The 25526-nt window shown below is 57.7% G+C and carries 21 protein-coding genes and 3 tRNA genes; 10 read left to right on the plus strand and 14 right to left on the minus strand.

Features of this window, described 5'->3' with window-relative positions:
- Window positions 1-45: 45 nt before the first annotated feature.
- Window positions 46-609 carry an NADPH-dependent FMN reductase gene (locus CFII64_RS00430; RefSeq protein ID WP_020288762.1) on the minus strand — a complete coding sequence of 188 codons (564 nt, stop codon included), beginning with the start codon at window positions 607-609 and terminating at the stop codon, window positions 46-48.
- Between the two features lie 305 nt (window positions 610-914).
- Between CFII64_RS00430 and CFII64_RS00435 the strand changes: the two genes are divergently transcribed.
- Entirely contained in the window at window positions 915-1127 is a 213-nt protein-coding gene (locus CFII64_RS00435) for a hypothetical protein (protein ID WP_020288763.1), read from the plus strand.
- Window positions 1128-1182: 55 nt separating this feature from the next.
- Here the strand turns inward: CFII64_RS00435 and CFII64_RS00440 are convergent, their stop codons facing one another.
- The 4 genes from CFII64_RS00440 to CFII64_RS00455 are packed head-to-tail and all read right to left on the minus strand — an operon-like array spanning window position 1183 to window position 3817.
- Window positions 1183-1791 carry a GNAT family N-acetyltransferase gene (locus tag CFII64_RS00440; protein ID WP_020288764.1) on the minus strand — a complete coding sequence of 203 codons (609 nt, stop codon included), beginning with the start codon at window positions 1789-1791 and terminating at the stop codon, window positions 1183-1185.
- Window positions 1792-1816: 25 nt separating this feature from the next.
- Window positions 1817-2575 (minus strand): DNA polymerase III subunit epsilon, encoded by a 759-nt coding sequence (gene dnaQ, locus CFII64_RS00445; RefSeq protein ID WP_020288765.1) that lies wholly within the window; start codon window positions 2573-2575, stop codon window positions 1817-1819.
- Window positions 2568-3020, minus strand: coding sequence for a ribonuclease HI (gene rnhA, locus CFII64_RS00450; protein WP_020288766.1), 453 nt, complete (start codon window positions 3018-3020; stop codon window positions 2568-2570). Before rnhA ends, dnaQ begins: the two co-directional genes overlap by 8 nt.
- A 38-nt stretch (window positions 3021-3058) precedes the next feature.
- Window positions 3059-3817 (minus strand): methyltransferase domain-containing protein, encoded by a 759-nt coding sequence (locus CFII64_RS00455; RefSeq protein ID WP_020288767.1) that lies wholly within the window; start codon window positions 3815-3817, stop codon window positions 3059-3061.
- Window positions 3818-3900: 83 nt separating this feature from the next.
- Here CFII64_RS00455 and gloB point away from each other — a divergent pair, with 83 nt between their 5' ends.
- The 8 genes from gloB (at window position 3901) to fabI (ending at window position 14829) form a co-directional block, all read left to right on the plus strand.
- Window positions 3901-4680, plus strand: a complete 780-nt coding sequence (gene gloB, locus CFII64_RS00460; RefSeq protein ID WP_020288768.1) for a hydroxyacylglutathione hydrolase — start codon at window positions 3901-3903, stop codon at window positions 4678-4680.
- Window positions 4681-4779: 99 nt separating this feature from the next.
- Window positions 4780-6387 carry a lytic transglycosylase domain-containing protein gene (locus tag CFII64_RS00465; protein WP_044901058.1) on the plus strand — a complete coding sequence of 536 codons (1608 nt, stop codon included), beginning with the start codon at window positions 4780-4782 and terminating at the stop codon, window positions 6385-6387.
- A gap of 247 nt (window positions 6388-6634) precedes the next feature.
- Window positions 6635-8464 carry an extracellular solute-binding protein gene (locus CFII64_RS00470; protein WP_020288770.1) on the plus strand — a complete coding sequence of 610 codons (1830 nt, stop codon included), beginning with the start codon at window positions 6635-6637 and terminating at the stop codon, window positions 8462-8464.
- Window positions 8461-10308 carry an extracellular solute-binding protein gene (locus CFII64_RS00475; protein WP_020288771.1) on the plus strand — a complete coding sequence of 616 codons (1848 nt, stop codon included), beginning with the start codon at window positions 8461-8463 and terminating at the stop codon, window positions 10306-10308. The genes CFII64_RS00470 and CFII64_RS00475 overlap by 4 nt, the downstream gene beginning before the upstream one ends.
- Window position 10309: 1 nt before the next feature.
- Entirely contained in the window at window positions 10310-11383 is a 1074-nt protein-coding gene (locus CFII64_RS00480; protein WP_020288772.1) for a microcin C ABC transporter permease YejB, read from the plus strand.
- A 1-nt stretch (window position 11384) separates the two neighbouring features.
- Window positions 11385-12404 (plus strand): ABC transporter permease, encoded by a 1020-nt coding sequence (locus CFII64_RS00485; RefSeq protein ID WP_020288773.1) that lies wholly within the window; start codon window positions 11385-11387, stop codon window positions 12402-12404.
- 1 nt (window position 12405) lies between these two features.
- Entirely contained in the window at window positions 12406-14016 is a 1611-nt protein-coding gene (locus CFII64_RS00490) for an ABC transporter ATP-binding protein (protein WP_020288774.1), read from the plus strand.
- 18 nt (window positions 14017-14034) lie between these two features.
- Window positions 14035-14829 (plus strand): enoyl-ACP reductase FabI, encoded by a 795-nt coding sequence (gene fabI, locus CFII64_RS00495; RefSeq protein WP_020288775.1) that lies wholly within the window; start codon window positions 14035-14037, stop codon window positions 14827-14829.
- Window positions 14830-15149: 320 nt separating this feature from the next.
- On the opposite strand, the gene CFII64_RS00500 is transcribed toward fabI, so the two are convergent.
- The 9 genes from CFII64_RS00500 to CFII64_RS00540 form a co-directional block, all read right to left on the minus strand.
- Complete coding sequence (locus CFII64_RS00500; RefSeq protein WP_020288776.1) at window positions 15150-17021, minus strand: SurA N-terminal domain-containing protein; 1872 nt, start codon at window positions 17019-17021, stop codon at window positions 15150-15152.
- Window positions 17022-17243: 222 nt separating this feature from the next.
- A complete protein-coding gene (locus CFII64_RS00505) occupies window positions 17244-17516 on the minus strand; it encodes an HU family DNA-binding protein (RefSeq protein ID WP_002552737.1) in 273 nt (90 codons plus the stop codon).
- Between the two features lie 141 nt (window positions 17517-17657).
- Window positions 17658-20054, minus strand: a complete 2397-nt coding sequence (gene lon, locus CFII64_RS00510; protein WP_020288777.1) for an endopeptidase La — start codon at window positions 20052-20054, stop codon at window positions 17658-17660.
- Window positions 20055-20202: 148 nt separating this feature from the next.
- Window positions 20203-21486 carry an ATP-dependent Clp protease ATP-binding subunit ClpX gene (gene clpX, locus CFII64_RS00515; RefSeq protein WP_020288778.1) on the minus strand — a complete coding sequence of 428 codons (1284 nt, stop codon included), beginning with the start codon at window positions 21484-21486 and terminating at the stop codon, window positions 20203-20205.
- Window positions 21487-21597: 111 nt separating this feature from the next.
- Complete coding sequence (gene clpP, locus CFII64_RS00520; protein ID WP_020288779.1) at window positions 21598-22233, minus strand: ATP-dependent Clp endopeptidase proteolytic subunit ClpP; 636 nt, start codon at window positions 22231-22233, stop codon at window positions 21598-21600.
- A gap of 92 nt (window positions 22234-22325) precedes the next feature.
- A complete protein-coding gene (gene tig, locus CFII64_RS00525) occupies window positions 22326-23636 on the minus strand; it encodes a trigger factor (RefSeq protein ID WP_020288780.1) in 1311 nt (436 codons plus the stop codon).
- A gap of 373 nt (window positions 23637-24009) precedes the next feature.
- Window positions 24010-24094 (minus strand) — tRNA-Leu (locus CFII64_RS00530).
- 54 nt (window positions 24095-24148) lie between these two features.
- A tRNA-His gene (locus CFII64_RS00535) sits at window positions 24149-24224 on the minus strand.
- A 50-nt stretch (window positions 24225-24274) separates the two neighbouring features.
- Window positions 24275-24351, minus strand: a tRNA-Arg gene (locus CFII64_RS00540).
- A 296-nt stretch (window positions 24352-24647) separates the two neighbouring features.
- Between CFII64_RS00540 and folD the strand changes: the two genes are divergently transcribed.
- On the plus strand, window positions 24648-25502 hold the full coding sequence (folD, locus tag CFII64_RS00545) for a bifunctional methylenetetrahydrofolate dehydrogenase/methenyltetrahydrofolate cyclohydrolase FolD (RefSeq protein ID WP_020288781.1): 855 nt from the start codon (window positions 24648-24650) through the stop codon (window positions 25500-25502).
- Window positions 25503-25526 lie beyond the last annotated feature (24 nt).

The raw sequence follows: 25526 nt of genomic DNA on the forward strand, positions 1-25526 counted from the left end.
TGCGCTATATAAAGCAGTGCTCTATCTCGCAGCCACAACTGGATTTCAGGCTTTTTTATTCTGCTCGACCCACGCCGCATAGGCGTTGATAAAGGTTTGCAGGAAAGGCTTGGTCTGTTCGGAGAGGGTTCCGGCGGCGTCGAAAAACGTGCCCGCGTTGCCCAGGTAGGCTTCCGGCTGTTGCAGGCAAGGAACGTTGAGGAACACCAGGGACTGGCGCAGGTGGTGGTTGGCGCCAAACCCGCCAATGGCTCCTGGCGATGCGCTGATCACCGCGCCCGGTTTGCCGCTCCAGGCGCTCTTGCCGTAAGGCCGGGAGCCCACGTCGATAGCGTTTTTCAAGGCTCCGGGAACCGAGCGGTTGTATTCCGGAGTCACAAACAGGACCGCATCGGCTGCGGCGATCTGCTGGCGAAATGCAGCGTAAGATTCAGGCGTGGACGTCGCGGTATCGATGTCTTCGTTGTACAGCGGCAAATCGCCGATCTCGACAATCTTCAACTGCAGATTCGCCGGAGCCAGCGCAGCGAGCGCCTGCGCCACTTTTCGGTTAATGGAGTCCGCACGCAAACTGCCCACCACAACAGCGACCGAATAAACCTGACTCATGGAGATTTCCTTTTACGAATTCAAAGAGCCAGTAGTTATAGATGAAGTGGCGGATTAAAACCGGCTTTAACTTGTTTGAATGTGCCAATTTTTTTCGCCAACGGCCATTGGGTTCCGGGAGAAAGCCCCTCGAACTATTTTTTTCCGGCCAGAAAACTCCCTGCGAAAACAGCGGTCTACAAGGCTTGAGTGCCAACGCCATAAACCTTTCTTGCGACTCGGCTTACAAGCCGACGCAGATTGTCGGCGCGCGGTGTTAGCATGCAGCAGTAAATGAGCGGTTATCTTCAGAGGTTACAAAGCAAATGGCTTCAGTTCTCGTCGGACAATTTCATGCAAGGGACGCCGAAGGCCGCGTCTACTCCGTGCATGAGTTCCAGGAATCACAGCCCTCGGAGGCTGGTGGCACGGAGCCTGTATCAACGTATCGCCTGGCAATCGGTGATCGGGTAAAACACTTGGGCGGAGATGTTTTTCAGCTGCTTCAGTCCGGTGTGGAAATGACCCGTACCAAGTAATACTCGGCCTGAGGTCGCTTGATCGCCTCGTTTTATCGTGAGCGCAAGCGGCTGTTCAGGTTGATCGCTGGTCGTTGCTGATATCAACATCGGTAACCGCATCATTGAACAGCAAGTACCAGAATATCGCCGCTTCCCGGGTTTGCGGGTCAATGCCGCGATAACGCATGTGATCGACCCCGCCGACAACGAACCCGCAGCGCTCGTACAACTTGCAGGCAGCCAGATTGTTGTTCTGGGTTTCCAGCATGATGCCGGGCAAGTCCTGTTTGCGACTCCAGAACTGCGCGACGTCCAGCAGCGCTCGGGCAACCCCGTTGCGACGCGCTGAAATATCCACCGCCAACTCGTCAACATGGGCAAAACCGTTCCAGTGCTTGCTCAGCACGACGTGTCCCACCGCGCGATCTTCAAGCCACGCGACCAACACGGTGCTGTCCGCTGCGTCGCGATAATCGCAGAACTCCTGGGAATCAATGCCGTAGTTCTTTGAATAAGGCTCGACCGGGCTGATCTCCCAGCGCTCGACGCTTTGCCCCACCTGCGCCAAGGCGAAACCGCTGACAGTGAAGGTAAATTCGCTGTTGAGGATGTAATCCTCGAAACATTCGTCTGCTACCCGAATGCTCAGGGCGGGATTTGCCGCTGTATCAGGCAAGGTCATCACATCGCCACGCTGAATGAATAGATCACGCTGAAGCCTGGTCTCGAGCTTCTTGCAATTGCACCCACAACGCCGGCGCGCCTGCCGATTTGGCAATGGCCGACATACGCACGTCGTGCTCGGCCAGTTCGCTTTCACTGGCGCGGATCACCCGGCAACGCGTGCGATCCGCCGGCAGGCGACGGATTTCGCTGGCGTTATTGCCGGAACCTTCACCGGAACCGTTACCGTCTGTGGCGTTACCGGCCAGCGACAGGCTGGTCTGCCCGCCAGTCATGGTCAGGTAAACGTCGGCCAGAATCTCGGAGTCGAGCAACGCGCCGTGCAATTCACGACCGGAGTTGTCGACGCCATAGCGTTTGCACAAGGCGTCAAGGCTGTTGCGCTGGCCAGGATGGCGCTCACGGGCCATCAGCAAGGTGTCGAGTACCGTGCAATGCTGGGCGATATCGGCCTTGTCGGTCTGACCGATCAGGGCGAACTCATTATTGATGAAACCGATGTCGAACGCGGCGTTATGGATAATCAGCTGCGCGCCCTTGATGAATTCGAAGAACTCATCCGCCACTTCGCCGAAGCGCGGCTTGCCCACCAGAAACTCATTGGTGATGCCGTGAACGCCGATCGCACCTTCGTCGCTTTCGCGGTCCGGTTGCAGGTAAACGTGGAAATGCCGACCGGTCAGACGACGGCCGATCAGCTCGACGCAACCGATCTCGATGACCCGGTGGCCATCGGTGACCGGCATGCCGGTGGTTTCGGTGTCGAGTACAACACTACGCATGTTTGATGCCTCTCACTTCGTCGACACCGCGATTGGCCAGCTGGTCGGCACGCTCATTGCCGTAATGGCCAATGTGTCCGCGCACCCATTGCCAGGTCACAGTGTGTCGATTGACTTGTTCATCGAGCAATTTCCAGAGGTCGGCGTTTTTCACCGGCTCCTTGGCGGCGGTCTTCCAGCCGCGCTTCTTCCAGTTGACCATCCACTCGGTAATGCCTTTCATGACGTATTGCGAGTCGGTCACCAGGGTCACGTCGCAGGAACGCTTGAGTTCTTCAAGGCCGCGAATCGCGCCTGTCAGCTCCATGCGGTTGTTGGTGGTGTTGGCTTCGCCGCCCCACAGCTCCTTTTCGACGCCCTTGCACACCAGCAGTGCGCCCCAGCCGCCTGGGCCAGGATTACCCTTGCAGGCCCCATCGGTGAAGATCTCAACGCTTTCGCTCATTACAACTTTTTCCGGAAAAGAGTGGGCTTCAGCACAGCCTAGGGCTCGCTACTGCAACGATTGACCTTCGCCATGGGCAGCGGAATGAGCTTGCCCAAGGGTTCACGGCGGGTCTGGCGCACGGGCCGCAGCCCCACCACCATCTTGCGCGCCACTAATAAATAGAAGCCGCCGCCGGGGCTTTGCCAACCGCCGCCGAGGCGTTCGAGGCCAGAAAGTCGAGCCTGCCAGGCCGCTGAAGCAAGCGGCGGACGATAGCATCCGAAGCGCCGTTTCTCCAGCGCGAAGCCCAGCAGATTGAGCCAGTCGGCGACCCGCGACGGGGAAATGCAACGCGCCTTGCGCAGTGCATCCTGCGCAAACGCATGGCGCAATCCCCAGGCGCTCCAGGGGTTGATGCCGATAATCAGCAGATGACCGCCGGGGCGCACACTGCTGGCGGCTTCGCGCAACAGACCATGGGGCGACAGACAGAAATCCAGCCCGTGCTGCAAGACAACTACATCAGCGGCATGCTCGCTGAGCGGCCAGGCCTGCTCTTCACACACGATCTCGACACCCGGCAGCGGCGCGCCAAGGCGTACGTTGCGCTGCACTTGCTCGGCAGCGGGCGGCGTCTCGGCAGACGGCCCGTAATGCACAAGATAACCGCCAAAATAACGTCCCAACTCGTCTTCGAGTACGCGACGTTCTTCCTGCAGCAATAATTGGCCCAAAGGCCCGGACAACCACTCACGCGCCGAACTGATCAGCGCCAGCCACTCAGGATCGGCCTGAGCGAAAGCTTCATCGGTCATTTCAGTTCTCCTGAGGGGATGCTCGCCTCGAACGTAATCAGACTCTAAGATGCACCATTGTTTCCCGCTAAGCGAACTGAGCCATGATACAGATCGATGCCCTGCCCGCTTTCACCGACAACTACATCTGGTTGTTACAAGATCCTTCCAGCAAACGCTGTGCCGTGGTCGATCCGGGCGATGCGGCGCCGGTGCTGGAATGGCTTGAACAGCATTCCGATTGGCAACTGACCGACATTCTGGCCACCCACCATCACCACGACCATGTGGGCGGCGTTGCCCAGCTTAAACAGGTCACCGGAGCCCGAGTCCTCGGACCGGCGGCTGAGAACATCCCGGCACGCGACGTGGCACTGGTCGATAACGACCGGATCAACGTCCTCGGGCTGGACTTCGAGGTCTATGCGGTGCCGGGCCACACCCTCGGCCACATTGCTTTCTACCACGAGCAGACTCCAGCGCCGCTACTGTTCTGCGGCGACACGTTGTTCGCCGCCGGCTGCGGACGTTTGTTCGAAGGCACGCCGGAACAGATGCATCACTCCCTTGGCCGCCTGACCCAACTCCCGGACAGCACGCTGGTGTACTGCACTCACGAATACACCTTGAGCAATTTGCGCTTCGCCCAGGCCGTGGAACCGCACAACACCGACATCGCCGAACGTCTTGCCCAAGTCAGCCAATGGCGTAGCGAAAACCGCATCAGCCTGCCATCAAATCTAGCCCTGGAACGCTTGACCAACCCCTTTATCCGCACTAATGAAACATCTGTTAAAGAAAAAGCTGACGAACGGACGGGAACCTCCAATCAGTCGCCGAGCGCGGTTTTTGCTGCATTACGCGCCTGGAAAGATAAGTTCTAAGCAACGCGAAAATCGGTAACAAAATTCTGAATGGTTGACCATTGGCAGGGCTGTTCCTAGAATCGCCCGACATTTTCGCCTGGAACTATCCCCCAGCCAATGTCGTCATCCATAAGCAGAACCCTCAATTCAGACGCATTGACCCGGTTGGCTCAGGCTATCGCTGTTGCCGTGAGCGCTACACTCGCGGGCTGTCAAACCACCAGCCATATCGAGCCCAGCAGCACCCATCGCGCGCCGACCCTGGCCGCGGGGATCAAGCCAAAACCGATATTTCTCAGCCACAAGCCCACGCCACTTGCGCCAGCGCAAGACGTCTGGGAGCGCATGCGTCAAGGCTTTCAGTTGCAACAGGGCAACGACCTGAACCCGCGAATCGATCAACAACGCCTGTGGTTTGCCAACAACCCATCGTTCCTGGAGAACGCCGGTGAGCGTGGCAGCCTTTACATGCACTACATCGTCGAGCGTCTTGAAGAGCGCAACATGCCGCTGGAACTGGCCCTGCTGCCAGTCATCGAAAGCGCTTATAACCCGATGGCCGTTTCCCGCAGCAGCGCGGTCGGCCTGTGGCAGTTCATCCCGTCCACCGGTCGTTATTTCAACCTGCGTCAGACCAGCTTTTACGATGGCCGCCGCGATGTTCAGGCTTCGACCGTTGCCGCACTGGACTATCTGAGCAAGCTGCACGACATGTTCAACGGCGACTGGCTGCTAGCCCTGGCCGCCTACAATGCGGGCGAAGGCACGGTCAGCCGCGCCATTGAACGCAACGACAAGCTCAACCTGCCGACCGATTACTGGAACCTGCCATTGCCGCAGGAAACCAAGGATTACGTGCCCAAGCTGCTCGCGCTGTCCCAGGTGGTCCTGGCGCCCGAAGCCTACGGGGTAAACCTGAACCCGATTGCCAACCGCCCTTACTTTGAAGTCGTCGAGCTGAACCAGCGCATGGACCTGTCCAAGGTCGCCGCCATGGCCAACATCGACGAGGACGAATTGTTTCAGCTGAACCCGGCCTTCAAGAAGCGCATGACCGTTGACGGCCCGCAGCACTTGCTGGTGCCAACGTCCAAGGCTCAGCTGCTGACTGCCAGCCTGTCGACCATGAAGCCTCAGGAACTGGTCGACTGGCAGCAATACCGCGTGCGTCCCGGCGATACCCTTGCCAGTCTCGCCAGCCGTTATCAGGTTTCGGTCAGTTCGTTGAAGAGCAGCAACAAGATCGCCGGCAACAACCTGCGTGTTGGTCAGGCATTGACCATTCCGACGCAGCCAGGCATGAGTCCGGCGCAACCGGTGTTCGAAGAAGTGACCCGCAACGACAAGCCGCTTCGCAGCCGCAGCTACAAAGTCAAACCCGGCGAAAATCTGACCATGATCGCCAAGGCGAACAAGGTCGACGTCAAGGATTTGCAGCACTGGAACAAGCTGTCCGGGCAAGGCCTGAAAGTCGGCCAGACGCTGATCATGGAAGACAAGACCAAAGCCAGAAGCAAGGTCGTCGCCAGTGCCAGCACCAAAGCCAAGCCCGGCGCCAGGGAAGCTGACAAGAAATCCATGCAGTACAAGATCCAGAAAGGCGACTCGATGTACCTGGTCGCCAAGCGCTTCAACGTCGAGATGCAACACCTCAAGCGCTGGAACCCGCGCACGGGCTCAGCACTCAAGCCCGGCCAGACCCTGACGGTTTATCTGCCGCATTGAGCCCACCCGTCCAGACCCCGTTGGAGCGAGGCTTGCCCGCGAATCAAACGCCTCGGTGAGCCAGATACACCGCGTTACGGTTCTTCGCGGGCAAGCCTCGCTCCAACGAATACGGTTTCCACTTCAAATGATTGGTTTTTGTTTGATGGGAGCAAAGGGCGTGGGACTCAACCCTTTGGGCCGTAGTCTTTTTCCTGCCGATACAAGCTGTTACTGTTACCGACCTAAAGCCCAAGCCGTCTGGATCGTGATACGTCCCTTCCTGCTACTTATTAGTCTGGCCTTGAGCTTTCCCGTCTGCGCAGCCATCAGCGAAAGCCACGGCTATGCGCAATTTGGCGTGCTCAAGTATCCGGCCAGCTTCACGCATTTCGACTGGGTTAATCCCGAGGCGCCGAAGGGTGGCACCTTACGAATGATGGCTTTTGGCACATTCGATACGCTCAACCCTTACACCTTCAAGGGCAGCAGCCCGATTTCCACCGGTAACTTCCTGCAATACGGCGTCAACGAGCTGAATGAACCGCTGATGGTCGGCACCGGCCAGTATGACCCTTCGGGGGACGAGCCGACCTCAAGTTACGGTTTGATCGCACAGAGCGTGGAGTTCAGCGAAGATCGCAGCTGGGTAGTGTTCAATCTGCGCCCCCAGGCGCGCTTCCATGACGGCAAGCCGATTACCGCCTATGACGTAGCCTTTTCCTATCGCACGCTGCTCAAAGATGGCCACCCGCAATACCGCACGGCGTTGCAGGAAGTGCAGCGGGTCGACATCCTCAATCGACATCGCATTCGCTTCGTCTTCAAACGCGCCGGGAACCCCCTGCTGATTCTGCGTCTGGGCGAGCTGCCCGTTTTGCCGCAACACTACTGGAAAGACCGCGACTTCAAGGCCACCACTTATGAACCGCCGCTGGGCAGCGGGCCGTACCGCATCACGCGCGTGCAGCCCGGTCGCCAACTGGTGTTCGAACGGGTCAAGGATTACTGGGGCAAGGACTTGCCGGTCAATCGCGGCAAATACAATTTTGACAGGGTCGAAGTCGAGTTCTACCGCGACAGCGATGTGGCCTTCGAAGCCTTCAAGGCGGGCGAGTTCGATATTTATATCGAGCATCAGGCCAAGAATTGGGCCACCGGTTACAACTTCCCGGCCGTGGCCTCCGGCGAGGTGATCAAGGCGCAAATTGCGCACAAGATCCCGACCCAGTCCCAGGGTTTGTTCATGAATACCCGGCGCGCCACCTTCGCCGACGTGAAAACCCGCGAAGCCCTGGGCTTGATGTTCAACTTCGAGTGGACCAATCGCACGCTGTTCAGCGACGCCTACAAGCGCTCGACCAGCTACTACCCCAACAGCGAGTTCTCCGCTACCGGCTTGCCGACGGGCGCGGAATGGCTGCTGCTGTCCCAGTACCGCGAGCAACTGCCGCCGAGCCTGTTCACCCAACCCTTCGCGGTATCGAAAACCGATGGCGGCGGCATTCCCCGGGAAACCTTGCGCAAGGCCCTGGGCTTGTTTGGCGAGGCCGGCTGGAAGCTGGCGGATCAGCGCTTGATGAACCGTGCTGGCCAGCCGTTGCGCTTCGAGATCCTGCTGGTCAACCCGAACCTCGAACGCATTCTGCAACCCTATATCGAAGACCTGCGGCGCATCGGTATCGACGCGCGGCTGCGCACAGTAGATCGCGCCCAGTACAAACAGCGCCTGGATCAGTTTGATTTCGACATGATCCTCATGACCCTGAACCAGACCCTCAGCCCTGGCCTGGAACAATGGCAATACTTCCATTCCAGCCAGGCGGCGATTACCGGCAGCAAGAATTACGCCGGCGTTGCCAATCCGGTGGTCGACAGCCTGCTCAATCAGCTACTCGCCGCGCAGACCCGCGACACCCAGATTGCCGCCGCCCGCGCACTGGACCGGGTTCTGCTGTCGCAGCATTACAGTATTCCGAACTGGTACCTCAACAATCATCGCCTGGCGTACCGCAACCGGTTCGCCATGGTCACCACCCCGCCCTATACGTTGGGGTTGCGCGCGTGGTGGCTCAAGCCCCTGGAGAAGACTCAATGACCGTTTTGCGTTCCCTGCTGATGCAGGCTGGCGGCCTTTTCCTCGCCAGTCTGGCCTGCACGGCTCAAGCAGAGCCTCTGCACGCCGTGACCATGTACGACGAAGCGCCAAAGTACCCGGCCAACTTCACCCACTTCGATTACGTCAACCCCAACGCCCCCAAGGGCGGACTCTTCCGCCAGGCGGGATTCGGCAGCTTCGACAGCCTCAATCCGTTCATCAACAAGGGCACGGCCGCCGATGACGTCGGCATGATCTACGACACACTGGCCCGCTCCAGCCTGGATGAGCCGATGACCGAATACGGTCTGATTGCCGGCAAGATCGAAAAGGCTCCGGATAACAGCTGGGTGCGCTTTTACCTGCGTCCGCAGGCACGCTTCCATGATGGCCACCCGATCCGCGCCGAAGACGTGGAGTTCTCCTTCAATACCTTGATCAAGGACGGCACCCCGATGTACCGGGCTTATTACGCCGGAGTCGACAAGGTGGTCGTCGAGGATCCGCTGCGGGTGCTTTTCAAGTTCAAGGACAATCAGAGCCGGGAGTTGCCGTTGATCCTCGGCCAGTTGCCCGTGCTTCCCAAACATTTCTGGGCGACCCGCGAGTTCACCAAGGGCAACCTCGATTTTCCGCTGGGCAGCGGCCCCTACAAGGTCGCCGAGGTTAACGCCGGCCGCTCGGTGCGTTACGAGCGAGTCAAGGACTACTGGGCCAAAGACCTGCCCATCAACCGCGGGCAGTTCAACTTCGATGTGATGAGCTACGACTATTACCGGGACATGGACGTGGCCCTGCAGGCTGGCAAGGCCGGACAATTTGACTATTGGCTGGAAACCAGCGCGAAGAACTGGGCAACCGCCTATGACACCCCCGCAGTTCGCGAAGGCCGTCTGATCAAGGAAGAACTGCCCAACGGCAATCCGCAAGGCATGCAGGGCTTTGTCATGAACCTGCGTCGCCCGCTGTTTCAGGATCCCAAGGTGCGTGAGGCGCTGACCCTGCTGCTGGACTTCGAATGGACCAACAAACAAATGTTCAATGGTTCGTACAGCCGGACCAAGAGCTATTTCGACAACTCGGAAATGGCCGCCAGCGGCCTGCCTTCCGCCGAGGAACTGAAACTCCTGGAGCCCTTGCGCGGCAAGATCCCCGAGCGAGTGTTCAGCGAACCGTTCGAACTTCCGGTCAACGACGGCAGCGGCATGATTCGTCCTCAATTGCGGCGTGCCTTCCAGTTATTGCAGGAGGCTGGCTGGACCATCAAGAACGACAAGATGAGCGATGCCGAAGGCAACCCGATGAAACTGGAGTTTCTTCTGGCCCAGACCCAATTCGAACGCATCCTGCTGCCCTACAAGCGCAACCTCAGCGATCTGGGCATTGAACTGACCATCCGCAGGGTCGACGCATCGGAATACATCAATCGCCTGCGCTCCCGGGACTACGACATGATTGTCAGCAGCTTTCCCCAGTCCAGCTCGCCGGGCAATGAACAACGCGAGTACTTTCACTCCGTCAGCGCCGACCGGACCGGCAGCCGCAATTTCATGGGCCTCAAAGACCCGGCGGTGGACAGCCTGGTGGACGGCCTGATTAACGCCGACTCCCGCCAGAGCCTGGTGGACCACGCACGCGCCCTGGATCGGGTGCTGCTCTGGGGTTTCTACGTGCTGCCGAACTGGCACATCAAGACCTGGCGGGTCGCGTATTGGGATCACATCGCCCATCCCGGCGTAAAAGCGCTATCGGACATCGGCACCAACACCTGGTGGTACAAACCTGACGCCCGTCCGGCGGTGCCGCAACAATCAGGCGATGCGCCTGCCAGTACGGAGCGCTGAGATGCTGGCTTATATTTTCCGCCGCCTGCTGCTGATCATTCCTACCCTGTTCGGCATCCTGCTCATCAACTTCGTGATCATTCAGGCAGCGCCGGGCGGTCCGGTGGAACAGATGATCGCCAAACTCGAAGGTTTCGAGGGCGCCACCAGCCGCATCGCCGGTGGCGGTGCCGAAGTTTCGGTGGCGGGCTCGACCTATCGCGGCGCCCAAGGCCTGGATCCCGGCCTGGTCAAAGAGATCGAACACATGTATGGCTTCGACAAGTCGGCGCCGGAACGTCTGTGGATCATGGTCAAGAACTACGCGCACCTGGATTTTGGTGACAGCTTCTTTCGGGACGCCAAAGTCATCGATCTGATTGTCGAGAAAATGCCGGTGTCCATTTCCCTGGGGTTATGGAGCACGCTGATCATGTACCTGGTGTCGATCCCGCTGGGCATCGCCAAGGCGACCCGGCACGGCAGTCACTTCGATGTATGGACCAGCTCGCTGATCATCGTGGGTTACGCAATTCCGGCGTTCCTCTTCGCGATTCTGTTGATCGTGGTGTTCGCCGGCGGCAGTTACCTGGACTGGTTCCCGTTACGCGGCCTGACCTCGAACAATTTCGACGCACTGAGCACCGGCGGCAAGATCCTCGATTACTTCTGGCACCTGGTGCTGCCCGTTACCGCCCTGGTAATTGGCAACTTTGCCACCATGACCTTGCTGACCAAAAACAGCTTCCTTGATGAGATCGGCAAGCAGTACGTGATCACTGCCAAGGCCAAGGGCTTGAGTAACCATCGCGTGCTGTACGGCCATGTATTTCGCAACGCCATGTTGCTGGTGATCGCCGGCTTCCCGTCGGCATTCATCGGCATCTTCTTCACCGGCTCGCTGCTGGTGGAAGTGATTTTCTCTCTGGACGGCCTGGGCCTGATGAGTTTCGAGGCGGCCATCAACCGTGATTACCCGGTGGTGTTCGGCACGCTGTTCATCTTCACCCTGCTGGGTTTGGTGGTGAAGCTGATCGGCGATATCACCTACACGCTGGTAGACCCGCGCATCGACTTTGAAAGCAGGAAACATTGATATGAAGTTGTCTCCTCTGAATCGTCGCCGCTTCGAACGTTTCAAGGCCAACAAGCGAGGCTGGTGGTCGCTATGGCTGTTCTTGATTCTGTTCGGCCTGAGCCTTGGCGCGGAACTGATCGCCAACGACAAACCGCTGGCCGTGCGCTACGACGGCAGCTGGTATTTTCCGGTGCTTGAGCGTTACCCGGAAACCACGTTCGGCGGGGAATTCCCCTTGGAAGCCAACTACAAGAGCCCGTACATCAAGGAACTGCTGGCTGCCAAAAACGGCTGGGTGTTGTGGGCGCCGATTCCGTTCAGCTACCAGAGCATCAATTACGACCTGAAAGTGCCGGCACCCGCGCCACCGTCGGCCGAGAATCTGTTCGGCACCGATGACCAGGGTCGCGATGTGCTGGCCCGAGTCATCTACGGCTTTCGGGTGTCAGTGCTGTTTGCCCTGACTCTGACCATCCTGAGTTCGATCATCGGCGTGATAGCCGGTGCCTTACAGGGATTTTACGGCGGCTGGGTCGACCTGCTCGGGCAGCGCTTCCTGGAAATCTGGTCGGGACTGCCGGTGCTGTATCTGCTAATCATTCTCGCCAGCTTCGTCCAGCCCAACTTCTGGTGGCTGCTGGGCATCATGCTGCTGTTTTCCTGGATGAGTCTGGTGGACGTGGTGCGCGCCGAATTCCTCCGTGGGCGCAACCTGGAATACGTGCGCGCCGCCCGGGCGCTGGGCATGGAGAACGGCGCGATCATGTTTCGCCATATCCTGCCCAACGCCATGGTCTCGACCATGACGTTCATGCCCTTCATCCTGACCGGCGCCATCGGCACCCTGACGGCGCTGGATTTCCTTGGCTTCGGCTTGCCAGCTGGCTCGCCATCACTGGGCGAACTGGTGGCACAGGGCAAATCCAACCTGCAGGCCCCGTGGCTCGGCATCAGCGCCTTCGCCGTGCTGGCCTTGATGCTCAGCCTGCTGGTGTTCATCGGTGAATCCGCCCGCGACGCTTTCGACCCAAGGAAATGAGATGAACAATGACAATCTGATCGAGATCCGCGATCTGGCCGTCGAGTTCGTGGCGGGCGAAGGCTGTCAGCGCGTGGTCGAAGGCATCAACTTTGATATCCGCCGTGGCGAAACCCTCGCGCTGGTGGGTGAAAGTGGCTCCGGCAAATCCGTGACGGCGCATTCGATCCTGCGCCTGCTGCCCTACCCGCTCGCCCGTCACCCAAGCGGCACCATTCGTTATGCCGGTCAGGATCTGCTGACCCTGAGCGAGAAAAAACTGCGGGCGATCCGTGGCAATAAAATCGCCATGATCTTTCAAGAGCCGATGACCTCGCTCAACCCACTGCAATCCATCGAAAAGCAGATCAACGAGGTGCTCGGCCTGCACAAAGGCCTGATGGGCAAGGCGGCCACATACCGCACTCTGGAGCTGCTGGAGCTGGTAGGCATACCCGAGCCGCAAAAAAGACTCAAAGCCCTGCCACACGAGCTCTCAGGCGGCCAGCGCCAGCGTGTGATGATTGCCATGGCCCTCGCCAACGAGCCTGAGCTGTTGATCGCCGACGAGCCGACCACCGCGCTGGACGTCACGGTGCAGCTGAAAATCCTCGAATTGCTCAAGGAATTGCAGGCGCGGCTGGGCATGGCGCTGCTGCTGATCAGCCACGACTTGAACGTGGTCAAGCAAATAGCCAATCGCGTATGTGTCATGCAGCGCGGTTGCATCGTCGAACAAGCATCCTGTGAGGAGCTGTTCCGTTCACCTCAGCATCCGTACACGAAAATTTTGCTGAGCGCGGAGCCCAGCGGCGGTCCGGCGGACAATCCGGCCGGCGCGCCATTGCTGGAAGTGGAGGACCTGCGGGTCTGGTTTCCGATCAAGAAAGGTCTGCTCAAACGGACCGTGGATCATGTCAAGGCGGTGGACGGCGTTCAGTTCAGTCTGCCTCAAGGGCAAACGTTGGGGATTGTCGGCGAAAGCGGCTCGGGTAAATCGACCATGGGCCTGGCGATTCTCCGGCTGATCGGTAGCCAGGGCGTCATACGGTTTCAGGGCAAGACGCTAGACTGCCTGTCGCAGCAGGAGATTCGTCCGTTGCGCCGACAGATGCAGGTGGTGTTCCAGGACCCGTTCGGCAGCCTGAGCCCGCGCATGTCAGTGAGTGAAATCGTCGGCGAAGGCTTGCGTATCCATCGCCTGGGCACCGCTGCCGAGCAGGAGATGGCGATCATCGCGGCGCTCAGGGAAGTCGGTCTGGATCCGGAAACCCGGCACCGCTACCCCCACGAGTTTTCCGGTGGGCAGCGGCAGAGAATCGCCATCGCCCGGGCATTAGTGTTAAAACCGGCGCTGATTTTGCTGGACGAGCCCACTTCGGCGCTCGACCGGACAGTCCAGCGTCAAGTAGTGGAGCTGCTGCGGTCACTGCAAACCAAGTACAACCTGACGTATTTGTTTATCAGCCATGACCTGGCGGTCGTCAAAGCGCTTAGCCATCAATTGATGGTGGTCAAGCAGGGCCAAGTGGTCGAACAGGGTGACGCGCAAGCTATCTTTGCCGCACCTCAACATCCTTATACACAGCAGCTGCTGGAAGCCGCCTTTTTGGCGCCGGTAGCTGTCGATTAACCTGAAGAGGAACAACACATGGGTTTTCTCGCCGGTAAGCGCGTCCTGATCGTCGGTGTCGCTAGCAAACTGTCCATCGCATCCGGCATCGCTGCCGCCATGCATCGCGAGGGTGCAGAGCTTGCCTTCACCTATCAGAACGACAAACTCAAAGGTCGTGTCGAAGAATTCGCCGCGGGCTGGGGCTCCAACCCTGAACTGTGCTTCCCTTGCGACGTCGCCAGCGACGAAGAGATCGCCAAGGTCTTCGAAGCACTGAGCAAGAAATGGGACAGCCTGGACGTGATCGTTCACTCCGTAGGCTTCGCACCGGGCGACCAGCTCGACGGCGACTTCACCCAGGCCACCACCCGCGAAGGCTTCCGCATCGCCCACGACATCAGCGCCTACAGCTTCGTGGCCCTGGCCAAGGCCGGCCGCGAAATGATGAAAGGCCGCAATGGCAGCCTGCTGACCCTGTCGTACCTGGGCGCAGAGCGCACCATGCCCAACTACAACGTGATGGGCATGGCCAAGGCCAGCCTGGAAGCGGGTGTACGTTATCTGGCTGGCAGCCTTGGCCCGGAAGGCACGCGCGTTAACGCCGTATCGGCTGGCCCGATCCGCACCCTGGCTGCTTCCGGAATCAAGAACTTCCGCAAAATGCTGGCGGCCAACGAAGCGCAGACCCCACTGCGTCGCAACGTGACCATCGATGAAGTCGGCAATGCCGGCGCGTTCCTGTGCTCGGACCTGGCGTCCGGCATCAGCGGCGAAATCATGTACGTCGACGGCGGCTTCAACACCACCGCGATGGGCAACCTCGAAGAGTAATCTTCGTCGCGTTACCCAAGCCCGCAGCTCGCAAGAGTCGCGGGCTTTTTTGTGCGTGCTGTCCCGTCCTATGCGGGGACTTGTCCTCGATGATTCAGCCCGGCGAACCTCAATCTACCTGATAGCACTTCATTGCCCGCCAATCTCTTCGAGGACAAGTCCTCTCCCACCAAAGCAACGCGTACTTTCTGTGGAAAGGAATTGTCCTCGATAGGCGTTTTGATCCGCAAATAGGTGTAAACCTTATTCAGGACGGGAAAACGCGCAAAAAAAAAGGCCGCTCAATGAGCGGCCTTCTTTCTTATCGTCAGATCAAACCATCAGAAGCGTTCGATCTTCGCCTTGCTTTCCAGTTGCGCGCGGTAAGCAGCAAAATCCTGCTGACCGGCACGGGATGCCAGGAAACGACGGTATTGCGTTTTCTCTTCTTCAGATGGCGCAGCTGCTTGATTGACGCCGTTGAGGCGCACAACCACATAGCTGCCATCAGCCAGCATCAGACTGGTGAAAGCCGGTTTGTCCTTGCCTTCAGGCTTGGGCATGCGGAACAGCGCCTGCAGTACGGCTGGCTCAACGCCTTCCTGACTGCGAGTCACCGCTTCCATGACCTTCCAGCTTTGACCATCCTGTTTGGCGGCCACCGGAACCTTGCCATCGCGCAAGCCGGCCAGTAGCGCATCGCCCTTGGCCTTGACTGCGGAGCTGGCGTGTTCCTTGATCAACTGCGCGCGAATGACACTGGCAACGCTTTCCAGCGGCAGCTGTTCAGGTTGACGGTGCTCCTTGGAGCGCACGACCACCACGGTTTCCGGGTCCAGTTCCAGCGCGTTGCTGTTGGAACCTTCTTCCAGCACTTCCGGGCTGAACGCAGCCTGCAGCACTGCGCGATTAGCCGTCAGCCCTTCGCCGCCTTCACGACCAAACGGAGCGGTAGTCTGGACTTTCAAACCCAGATCCTGCGCTGGCTGCACCAGATCGGAAGACTCGAATGCCGAATCTTCAAGCTGCTTGGTTGCTTCCACGAAACGCTGCTCAACCTGCTGGGATTTCAGGTCGTTGGTGAGCTTGCCCTTCAAGCTGGCAAACGTAGGCACCGACGGTGCTTCCACACCCAGCAACTTGATCAAATGCCAACCGTACGAACTTTGCACCGGCGCCGATACCTGGTCTTTGTTCAAGGCATACAGCGCCTCTTCAAAGGCCGGGTCGTAAACACCTTTGCCTGCGTAACCCAGATCACCACCTTTGGATGCCGAACCCGGATCCTGGGAGAATTCCTTGGCCAGAGCCGCGAAATCTTCGCCTTTGGCCAGACGCTGCTGGATTTCTTCAATCTTCGCCTTGGCCTGTTCTTCGTTCAGCTTGTCGCTGACTTCGATCAGGATATGCGCCGCGCGACGCTGCTCGGCCAGATTGGAGATCTCTTTCTGATAAGCCGCCTGGAGATCTTCGTCCTTGACCTGCACCTTGTCGAAGAAGGAAGACTTCTTCAGCTCGACGTAATCAAGCACGACCTGTTCCGGACTCAAGAACTCTTTGGCGTGCTCATCATAATGCGCCTTGATCTCGTCGTCGGTGACCTTGGCTGCTGTGGCATCGGCCGCCAGCGTCAGCGTTGCGAAATCCCGGGTCTGTTTTTCCAGACGGGCAAAAGCTTCGACTTGAGCGTCGGTCACAAAGGCACTGCCTGCAACACCGGCGCGCACCTGACCGATCAGCATTTCCTGAGCCAGCATCTGGCGGAACTGCATACGGGTGAAGCCCAGCTGACGAATCACCTGATCGAAACGATCTGCGTTGAATTTGCCGTCCACCTGAAACTCGGGCGTCTGCAGGATCTGTTGGTCCAAAGCAGCTTCCGAGAAGGAGAACTTCGCCTTGTCGGCACCTTGCAACAGCAGCTTGCGGTCGACCAAGCCTTTCAAGGCAGCGTCGTGCAGCATTTTCTCGTCGAGCAGAGCAGGATCGAAATCCTTGCCCAACTGCTGCATGAGCTGGCGACGTTGCATGTCGATCGCCTGACTCAGCTCAGTCTTGGTGATTTCATCACCATTGACCTTGGCGGCGTCCTGCTTGGTGCTGGTCGCCGAAAAAAGGGCATCGAATCCAGTCAAAGCCATCAAGGCAATGATGATGCCGATGATGGTCTTGGCAATCCAGCCCTGTGAATTGTCCCTGATGTTCTGCAGCATGCGTCCCCCAAAACGGTTGTACTGACTATCCAACCGCGGAGCGTGGGTAGAAAGCGGATAGAAGAAAGGCGCATCCGAGGATGCGCCTTCTCGTAACGGGCGAAGCGGACGGGGTAGCTACTTGCGACCCCGGTGTGTCAGGCCGGATTCAAACCGACCGCACTACCGCTCCGCTGCCGAGGCAGAATAGTTCTGCTTCGGTTGGGCAAAGGCTTTGAGAACTTAGTTGACAGCTTCTTTCAGGGCTTTACCGGCTTTGAAACCTGGTTTTTTAGCAGCAGCGATTTCCAGTGTCTTACCGGTCTGAGGGTTGCGACCGATGCGTGCTGGACGATCAGTCACGGAGAATGTTCCGAAACCCACCAGTACAACGGAGTCGCCAGCCTTCAGAGCGCCAGTGACGGATTCGATTACTGCATCCAGCGCACGGCCGGCAGCAGCTTTCGGGATATCAGCAGATGCAGCGATAGCATCAATCAGTTCCGACTTGTTCACTCTAAGTCCCCTTATATCTATATTGAGTATGTTTCTAAGTTTTTTTGGTAAAGCAAAACGAACGCTGAACGGCTTGCAGAAGCTTAAAAGAGCCGCTTTATAACAAGGGCTCTAAAAAGCTGTCAAGGAAGGCCGCCCAGACTAATGCGTGCTAATCCTTTCCTTAGAGTCAGACTCGCGCTTTTCATCCTTCGCAACCATCTCCGGAGCCACATCCGGCAAGGGCTCCGGCGCGTATTGCAGCGCAATTTGCAGGACTTCGTCAATCCATTTAACCGGCTTGATCTGCAGGTCACGCTTGATGTTGTCTGGAATCTCTTTCAGGTCACGGACGTTTTCTTCCGGAATGATCACCGTTTTGATACCGCCACGGTGCGCAGCCAGGAGTTTTTCCTTGAGACCGCCAATCGCCAGAACCTGGCCACGAAGGGTGATTTCGCCCGTCATGGCCACGTCTGCGCGCACAGGGATCTGTGTCAGCGCTGAAACAAGGGCCGTGCACATGCCTACGCCTGCGCTAGGACCATCTTTGGGCGTCGCGCCTTCCGGCATATGGATGTGCGTATCGCGCTTCTCGTGGAAGTCCACAGGAATCCCGAGACTTTTCGCGCGACTGCGCACCACGGTCAGAGCCGCCGTGATGGATTCAACCATCACATCGCCCAGCGATCCGGTCTTGATCAGCTGACCTTTGCCCGGCACGACCGCCGCTTCGATGGTCAGCAATTCGCCGCCCACTTGCGTCCACGCCAGACCGGTCACCTGCCCGATCTGGTCCTGCTGCTCAGCCAGGCCGTAGCGGAATTTGCGCACACCGAGGAAATGCTCAAGCATTTCGGCCGTGACACGAATTGCAAAACGTTTTTCCAGCGCGTGCTCTTTGACCGCCTTGCGGCAGACCTTGGCAATCTGGCGCTCAAGGCTACGCACGCCCGCTTCACGGGTGTAGTAACGGATGATGTCGCGAATCGCTTCCTCGTCGAATTCCACTTCGCCTTTTTTCAAGCCATTGGCCTGAATCTGCTTGGGCGAAAGGTATTTGACGGCGATGTTGATCTTCTCGTCTTCGGTGTAGCCAGGCAGACGGATGACTTCCATCCGGTCCAGCAACGCCGCAGGAATGTTCATCGAGTTCGCGGTACACAGGAACATTACGTCGGACAGGTCGTAATCGACTTCCAGGTAATGGTCGTTGAAGTTGTGGTTTTGCTCCGGATCGAGCACCTCAAGCAATGCCGAAGCCGGGTCGCCGCGCATGTCACTGCCCATCTTGTCGATTTCATCGAGCAGGAACAGCGGATTGCGCACCCCAACCTTTGTCATCTTTTGAATCAATCTTCCTGGCATCGAACCGATATAAGTCCGGCGATGACCACGAATTTCGGCTTCGTCACGTACGCCGCCCAAGGCCATGCGCACAAATTTGCGGTTGGTTGCGTGTGCAATGGACTCGGCGAGCGAGGTTTTACCCACACCAGGCGGCCCCACCAGACACAGCACCGGACCACGAATCTTCTTCACGCGCTTTTGCACGGCGAGGTATTCGAGAATGCGTTCCTTGACTTCATCAAGGCCGTAGTGATCGGCGTCGAGAATGTCTTCCGCGCGGGCCAGATCAAGGCGAACCTTGCTCTGGGCCTTCCACGGCACCTGAACCAGCCAGTCGATATACGAGCGAACCACGGTGGCTTCAGCCGACATCGGCGACATCTGCTTGAGCTTGTTCAGCTCCGAAGTTGCCTTGGTCAGTGCGTCTTTTGGCAGGCCAGCGGCATCGATACGCTTTTTCAGGTCTTCGATTTCGTTGTGACCTTCCTCGCTGTCGCCGAGCTCTTTCTGAATGGCCTTCATCTGCTCGTTCAGGTAGTACTCGCGCTGACTGCGCTCCATCTGCTTTTTGACGCGACCGCGGATACGCTTCTCGACCTGCAGCAGGTCAATCTCGGCATCCAGCAGCGCCAGCACGTGCTCGACACGGGCAGCCAGATCGATGATCTCGAGAATTTCCTGCTTCTGCTCGATTTTCAGCGCCATGTGCGCCGCCATGGTATCCACCAGGCGACCCGGCTCATCGATGCTGTTAAGCGAAGAAAGCACTTCAGCCGGGACTTTCTTGCCCAGCTGGACATATTGCTCGAACTGCGCCAGCAGGCTGCGTACAAAGACTTCGGACTCACGATCAGGGGCGTCTGTTTCTTCGATCAGCGCGACTTCTGCGCGGCAGTGACCATCGACTTCCATGAAGCGTTCGACCGAGCCGCGCTGCTCGCCTTCCACCAGCACCTTGACGGTGCCATCGGGCAATTTGAGCAGCTGCAATACGGTTGCAATGGTGCCGACGCTATAAAGAGCGTCTTCACCAGGATCATCATCAGCAGGATTTCTTTGCGCGAGCAACAGGATCTGTTTGTCGCCGGTCATCGCGGCCTCAAGGGCTTCGATAGACTTCTCGCGCCCCACGAACAGCGGGATAACCATGTGCGGATAAACCACAACATCACGCAATGGCAAGAGAGGCAATTCAATGGTCGTTTTCATGATTTCGCCTCTACGGCGGCCAAGCGGCCGTGACAGGTTGAATGAGCTTGAATTCAAGATGGGGGTAGATCCTGAAAAAAACAAGCTCTGAAGCAGGAAATGCAAAAGGGGCCCGAAGGCCCCTTCTTTATTCATGCAGCAGTGTCAATCACGCGTCCGGAGCAACCTTGGCAGGCGGCTCGCTGTTTTCATAGATCAACAGCGGCTTGGACGTGCCATCGATGACGCTTTCGTCGATCACCACCTTGCTCACCTCGGATTGCGAGGGGATCTCGTACATGGTGTCGAGCAGAACGCCTTCGAGAATGGAGCGCAGACCACGGGCGCCGGTTTTGCGCTCAAGCGCGCGACGGGCAACCGATTTCAACGCATCGGCACGGAACTCGAGGTCCACACCTTCCATTTCGAACAACTTGGCATACTGCTTGGTCAAGGCGTTTTTCGGCTCGGTGAGAATCTGCATCAGCGCAGCCTCATCCAGCTCGTCCAACGTTGCCAGGACTGGCAGACGACCCACGAACTCTGGAATCAGACCGAACTTTACCAGATCGTCAGGTTCGACTTCACGCAGGGACTCGCCAACCTTCTTGCCTTCTTCCTTGCTGCGCACTTCGGCGTTGAAACCGATGCCACCCTTGGTGGAGCGGGCTTGAATGACCTTTTCCAGCCCCGAGAACGCACCACCGCAGATAAACAGGATGTTGCGCGTGTCCACTTGCAGGAATTCCTGCTGCGGATGCTTGCGACCACCTTGCGGAGGAACGGAAGCCACAGTGCCTTCGATCAGTTTCAGCAGGGCTTGCTGCACGCCTTCGCCGGAAACGTCACGCGTAATAGAAGGGTTGTCGGATTTGCGGGAAATCTTGTCGATTTCATCGATGTAGACAATACCCATCTGGGCTTTCTCTACGTCGTAATCGCATTTCTGCAACAGCTTCTGAATGATGTTTTCCACATCCTCACCGACGTATCCAGCTTCGGTCAGGGTAGTCGCATCAGCGATGGTGAACGGAACATTGAGCAGACGCGCCAACGTTTCAGCGAGCAATGTCTTGCCGGAGCCCGTAGGGCCGATCAGCAGGATGTTGCTTTTGCCGAGTTCAACATCATCGTTTTTCTTGTCACGCTGATTCAGACGCTTGTAGTGGTTATACACCGCTACTGCGAGAACCTTCTTGGCACGTTCCTGACCGATAACGTATTGGTCAAGGATGCCGCTGATTTCTTTTGGCGATGGCAATTTATGCGCACTGCTTTCGGCCTGGGCTTCCTGCACCTCCTCGCGGATGATGTCATTGCACAGGTCGACGCACTCGTCGCATATAAAGACCGAGGGGCCGGCAATCAATTTGCGCACTTCATGCTGGCTTTTGCCACAGAAGGAGCAATAGAGCAATTTGCCGTTGTCCTCGCCGTTGCGGGTGTCAGTCATTCGTTCGATCCAAATCCGATAGGCTTGCAACACAAGATGAAGGCTATTGCGGGCTTTTTCAAGCCCGCTGGTGATCAGAACAGCCGACCAACCCTATTTTGAGCTGCTTATTTAGGCAGGGCGTTGAGTGATCACTTCGTCGATCAACCCATACTCACGCGCAGCTTCTGCGCTCATGAAGTTATCGCGGTTGGTATCACGCTCGATCTCTTCAAGCGTGTGGCCACTATGCTTGGCCATCAGCGTATTGAGACGCTCACGAATGAAGAGGATTTCCTTGGCGTGAATTTCGATATCCGACGCCTGCCCCTGAAAACCGCCCAGTGGCTGGTGAATCATGACGCGCGAGTTCGGCAGGCAGAAACGCTTGCCCGCGGCGCCAGCAGTCAGCAGAAACGCACCCATGCTGCACGCCTGACCAATACAGGTGGTCGATACGTTGGGCTTGATGAACTGCATGGTGTCGTAGATCGACATGCCAGCTGTCACCGAACCGCCTGGAGAGTTGATATAGAGATGGATGTCCTTGTCCGGATTTTCGGCCTCAAGGAACAGCAGTTGCGCGCAAATCAGGTTGGCCATGTAGTCTTCTACCGGACCCACCAGAAAGATCACGCGCTCCTTGAGCAGACGCGAGTAGATGTCATAGGCACGTTCGCCACGGGCGGACTGCTCGATAACCATCGGGACCAGGCCGCCAGCGGCCTGGATGTCAGAGTTCTGCTGAATATAAGAATTGCGGGACATGTCTCGCATTCACTCCCAAATAGTCATTTCTTGAATACGCACAAGCCAGCGCGAAGGCTGGCTTGTAGGTGTTTTCGAACGAGAGAAAAAAATCAGTCGGCTTGTGGAGCTTCTACCGGCTTGACTGCTTCTTCGTAGGAGACCGACTTGTCGGTCACGCTAGCTTTCTGCAAAACAGTATCCACAACTTGTTCTTCGAGCACAACCGAACGCACTTCGTTCATTTGCTGCTCGTTTTTGTAGTACCAGGCCACAACCTGCTCTGGCTCCTGGTAAGCGGATGCCATTTCCTGAATCAGCTCGCGAACACGAGTATCGTCAGGCTTGAGGTCGAACTGCTTGACGACTTCAGCAACGATCAGGCCCAGCTCCACACGACGCTTGGCTTGCTCTTCGAACAGTTCTGCCGGCAGTTGATCAGGCTTGATGTTGCCGCCGAACTGCTGAACAGCCTGCACGCGCAGACGGTTTACTTCGTTTTCCAGCAACGATTTAGGCACTTCAATCGGGTTGGCGGCCAGCAAGCCGTCCATTACCTGATTCTTGACCTTGGATTTGATCGCCTGACGCAGCTCGCGCTCCATGTTCTTGCGAACTTCGGTGCGGAAGCCGTCGATGCCGGTTTCCTTGATGCCGAACTGCTTGAAGAACTCTTCGTTCAGCTCAGGCAGCTTAGGCTCGGAAACCGTGTTGACGGTCACGGTGAACTCGGCAGCTTTACCAGCCAGTTCCAGGTTCTGATAGTCTTCCGGGAAAGTCAGGTTCAGAACACGCTCTTCGCCGGCTTTAGCGCCGACCAGACCGTCTTCGAAGCCCGGGATCATGCGACCGGAGCCCAATACCAGCTGGGTGCCAGTGGCCGAGCCGCCAGCGAACACTTCGCCGTCAACCTTGCCAACGAAATCGATATTCAGCTGATCTTCGTTCTGGGCAGCACGATCGGCCACTTCGAAACGAACGTTTTGCTTGCGCAGGATTTCCAGCATGTTGTCGAGATCGGCATCAGCCACGTCGGCAGCCAGACGCTCAACAGCGATGGATTCGAAACCTGCAACAGTGAACTCAGGGAACACTTCGAACGTCGCGACGTATTCCAGATCCTTGCCCTTTTCGAAGGACTTGGGCTCTACAGAAGGAGCGCCCGCCGGGTTCAGCTTCTGCTCAACCACTGCTTCGTAAAAGGTCGCCTGGATCAAGTCGCCCAGCGCTTCCTGACGCGCGCCATCTTCATAACGCTGGCGGATCACGCTCATAGGCACTTTGCCTGGGCGGAAGCCCGGGATCTTGGCTTTACGTGCGGTCTGCTGCAGACGCTTGTTGACTTCAGTCTCGATGCGTTCGGCAGGCACGCCAATGGTCATGCGGCGCTCAAGAGCGGAAGTATTTTCAACAGAAACTTGCATGGATATTCCTCGTTGCACAGACGTTAGCCGGCCGTTTCCGACCCCAGAATCAAGGGCATGCATTCTAGTGGGTCAAACTCAAGAAGTCACCCTACTGAAAAAGGGCAAATGAAGAGGACGGATCCAGCGAGCCCGCAAGTGACAACCATGATGGGTTCCCACCGACCGAAACGCGTCTGGCACGGCCTTATAGAAGGCATCGCATGCACATGCTCGTCGCCGATTCCATCCCCGAAACACGCTTTGCGCGACCGACGGCAGCCGGGCTGAGCGATCGGGCAAAACGACAAAACCATAATCCTGAAACAAAAAAAGCCGCACTAGGCGGCTTTCTTCAGTCGTCAGTGCTGAACCAGCAACAACGCTTGTATCCTGGTGCGGACGGAGAGACTCGAACTCTCACACCTTGCGGCGCTGGAACCTAAATCCAGTGTGTCTACCAATTCCACCACATCCGCATTCAATCTTTAAAGCAAAGGCGCCAGATTATAAGTCTGGCGCCTCTCTGAATATGGGGTGGACGAAGGGGATCGAACCCTCGACAACGGGAGTCACAATCCCGTGCTCTACCAACTGAGCTACGCCCACCATATTGCGTTGTAACCGTGACATCTTACTTGTGCCAAAGCTGCCTTTAATGGCGCACCCGGCAGGACTCGAACCTGCGACCATCCGCTTAGAAGGCGGATGCTCTATCCAGCTGAGCTACGGGCACTTATATAATCTGTATTCTTTAACGATCACAAATTAAAAGGCTTTCAATCACACCGAGCCAATCTGCAACTCTGCCTGACCAAATCAACCAGTGCTAGCTTAACCAGTGCTGGGCTGTGCCCGACAAGTGCGACGAATCTTATAGACGCCCCCCAGGGTCGTCAACTCTTTTTTCGAAAAAATTCAGTTAGATAAAGGAGTTAGCTGAATTCGCGGACCAAGCGCCTTTGCCCATGCGCCATGACATGCGAGAATGCGCGCTCTTTTCCAATCCCTCTCGATGGTTAATCACGCGTAATGACTGCAAAACTTATCGACGGCAAAGCGATCGCAGCCAGCCTGCGCCAGCAGATCGCCAAACGTGTCGCCGAACGTCGCGATCAAGGCCTGCGCACACCGGGCCTCGCGGTGATTCTGGTGGGCAGCGACCCCGCCTCTCAGGTTTATGTCTCGCACAAGCGCAAAGACTGCGAGGAAGTTGGCTTCATCTCGCAAGCTTATGATCTTCCGGCCGAAACCACCCAGACCGCGCTGACCGAGTTGATCGATCGCCTGAACGACGACGCGACCATCGACGGCGTGCTGCTGCAATTGCCGCTGCCCGCGCATCTGGATGCATCGTTGCTGCTGGAGCGTATTCGCCCGGACAAGGACGTGGATGGCTTCCATCCTTATAACGTCGGTCGCCTGGCCCAGCGGATTCCGCTGCTGCGTCCCTGCACCCCGAAAGGCATCATGACGCTGCTGGAAAGCACGGGCGTCGATCTCTACGGGATGGACGCGGTCGTGGTTGGCGCCTCGAACATCGTCGGGCGTCCGATGGCAATGGAGTTGCTGCTGGCCGGTTGCACCGTGACCGTCACGCACCGCTTCACGCAGGATCTGGCCGGTCACGTAGGCCGCGCTGATCTGGTGGTGGTCGCGGCGGGCAAGCCGGGGCTGGTCAAGGGCGAATGGATCAAGCCGGGCGCGATCGTGATCGACGTCGGCATCAATCGCCAGGAAGACGGCAAGCTGGTCGGCGACGTAGTTTACGAAACCGCCCTGCCCCGGGCTGGCTGGATCACGCCGGTACCTGGCGGCGTCGGCCCGATGACCCGTGCCTGCCTGCTGGAAAACACCTTGTACGCGGCCGAATCCCTGCACGACTAAGGATTGCGCCACGAAAAAAAACGG

The sequence above is a fragment of the Pseudomonas sp. CFII64 genome (genome assembly GCF_000416235.1).
In the GTDB taxonomy this organism is placed as follows: domain Bacteria; phylum Pseudomonadota; class Gammaproteobacteria; order Pseudomonadales; family Pseudomonadaceae; genus Aquipseudomonas.